This window comes from Lamprocystis purpurea DSM 4197, from assembly GCF_000379525.1.
Lineage (GTDB): Bacteria > Pseudomonadota > Gammaproteobacteria > Chromatiales > Chromatiaceae > Thiodictyon > Thiodictyon purpureum.
Map to the genome: position 1 here is coordinate 1 of NZ_KB902428.1, position 2770 is coordinate 2770.

The following is a 2770-nucleotide window of genomic DNA, read 5'->3' on the forward strand; positions in this document are numbered from 1 at the left end:
GTGCAGCACTTGGTAGCGGCCAGACATCACCTCACGCGGAGGCGGCTGCAACGTTCAGTATCGACCATCTCAACCCCCTACGCAAGACCGCACCCCTGCCCATGCTATTGATCTTTCCCAACCCCGCTCATCACGCCCTGGTCAAAGCCTACATCCACGGTCACTACCGGCTGAACGCCAAGACCGGCCAACGGCACTGGGTCGACAGTTACACCGATAAGCGGCCGGAGCGCGGCCGGGCGAGCTTCACCAGCACGGATCATCGGGTACAGCACTTCGATCACCACCTAACGCATGGGCGCCAGCGCGAGGCGCTGCATGTGTTCCACGATCTCGATCACGATGAGAGTCACAAACTGGCGCTGCGTCTTGGTCTGATGCACCAGACGGACCCGAAGGGCGTCGACAAAAAGGACCTGCTGGAGTCGCTGCACGGGGCGGTGCGCGCCAAAAAAGCGCACATGATGAAGGTCGGGCCTTACGACAAGGCGGAGGATGCGGCGTTTGGGCGGGAGGAGAAGGCGCGCAAGAAGGCTGATAGCGCATGGATCACTGATCGAAGCCCTAAACAATTAGTCGCTGATGGCTTCATTTATAGTGACACCAAACAGGGTTATGAGTCTGCGGAGACCGCTAAACGGCTCGTTCCAATTTATCGAAAGCGCCATCCTACCGCAGATGTTGTAGTGACCTTCGACGCGCAGCACCAGGAGGCCACCGTGTGGTGGGCGCCGAAGAAGCCGGTGTCTGCCAATGCGAACGCGCGGCTAGGCCATCTGGCTATGGATCGCGTGATTGCGGACCATGATGATGTGACGCAAGCGATGTATCGGAAAGGGCCGGGATGGGTGTCCTTCTACTGGGGCACCGCGGGCAACCCCAAGAAGGGCTTTGCAGGTGGCAGCGGGGTTGCCAAGATCATCGCCAAACGTACCGCCGAAGGGGCCGATGGTCAGGCCGTGGCGCGGCAAATGGTGGAAGTGATCGCCCGCGGCAAGGTCGGGGAACCCTACGGCCCGACGGGCGGCGAGCGCATCAACATCAACCACGACGGGCACACGGCCGTGCTGTCGCTGGTGCGATTCGGTAAGCGCGAGTCATGGTTACTGACCGGGTGGGATGATGTGGCATCCGATGGCGGCAAGGCGGGTAACGCCAGCGCTGCCTACGCGCCGGATCGCTCTGGTATGCGCGATACGGCGGGAGCGGAGCCAACTTCAAGTGTAGGCCAGGGGATCGGGGAGGGCAAGGACGCGGCGCCCAGGCCCAAGCCCGCTGAGCCTGCCCCAGCCGCCCGCGAAGAGATCCCCGACTCCGCGAAGCAGCATTTTGATTCCATTCTCGGGAGCGCCAAGCGATTTGGCGAAGGCTTGGATGGTGCGCGCAAGACCGACGCCATGTTTCGCGGCGAAGGCCGGTATGCGGCCGAAGCGTACAGCAACATGCGCGAGACCCTGGAGTCGGCGTATCGCAGCATCGGGAAACAACTGGACAGCATTGCCGATCCGAAGCGGCGCGAGATCGCGCGTCAATACTTCGTCGACAACATGCCGAATGTCGACCTGACCGCGGATGAGGCGGAGTTTTTCCGGGACTTCAAGCCGGTGGAGAAGCCGGGGTGGATGGGGGCGAAGTCACCCCAGGCCCCCGCCCCCCGCGCCCTCATCGGCTCAACCCCGGCCGATCGGGCCGCTATCGCGGCGGTTCCGAAGGGTGCGCCGAGCGACAAGGCTGCCCCCACCGAATACCGCTACGCCCTTCTCAATCGTCCGGCCGGCCCTGGGGCTATCCCGCGGGACGGTCTGCTGCGCGCTGAGCCGCGCCCCAACCAGAACGAAGACCACCACGCCATTGCGCGCCATGGGTTCGCGGTTTACTCGCGCCCGCTGACCGATCAGGAAATCAAGAGTTACGAGTTGGCACCGGTGATCACCGGGGTCGATCGGGACGCACTGGTCGACCAGTTGGCTGTCGCGATTGAAAAATATGCTGATGGTTACGCAGAAGCAGACAAAAGGTATCTGCGTCAGGCTGTCATGAGCCGCGTCGAGAAGATGAACGGTGGCAACGGTGCGGCAGTCAGCAATGCCGATTCGCTGCCTGACGACGTGCTGGCACGGGCGCTGTCGAAGAAAGCCCCCATACTCACCACCCTCGCCAGCCAAACCCCCACCCCCAAGCCCGCAAGCGCACCGGCCAGCGCCAAGCCCGAGCCCCCGACCCGTTATCGATCACCCCGAAACAGTTGACAGAGAAAGCCCCGCGCAAGCCGTTCCGAGTCGGCTTTGTGGCGCGTGCATTTGACACGAACTATTTCAAGGTATGGCTTCCTGATCTAAAGCGGGACATGGAAGTGGCGATCCTTGATTCCGGGGAGTTCAAGCCATTCCCGCCTGAGATCGACGCGGAGACCGCGGCCCATATTAAAGCGGACGTGACGCAGTGGGAGTACGAAAGAGACCGCAATGGATTGGATGACCTGCGCAAAAAGGGACACAAGATCGAGCAGCAGTATGAGGACATGCTTGCGCAGAAGAAGGCACTTGCCGATCGGTATGCTGTTCGGTCGCCTGGTGCTGAGAAGCCAGCCGCCCCAGCTAAGCCCCCCGCCACCAAGCCCGCTCGCGCGGCCAAGCCAAAGGCAAGTCCGGCCCCCGATATCGCGCAGCTGCTGAAAGACCCGCAGACCACGCGGACAGACCTGGACAGGGCGCTGCTCAAGCTGACGAACCGGATGAACGCGGCGCTGCGCGCCGGCGATCACGTTAAA

2 protein-coding genes are annotated in these 2770 nt (G+C 62.5%); both read left to right on the forward strand.

Translation table 11 applies throughout. From position 1 onward, the window contains the following. The coding region (locus tag A39O_RS0107315) for a defense against restriction DarA-related protein (RefSeq protein ID WP_211211551.1) at positions 1 to 2249 on the forward strand (2249 nt) is incomplete at its 5' end. After that, positions 2246 to 2770, forward strand: a 525-nt coding sequence (locus A39O_RS42125) for a hypothetical protein (protein ID WP_040527397.1), incomplete at its 3' end; no start/stop codon positions are given. The genes A39O_RS0107315 and A39O_RS42125, both read left to right, overlap by 4 nt.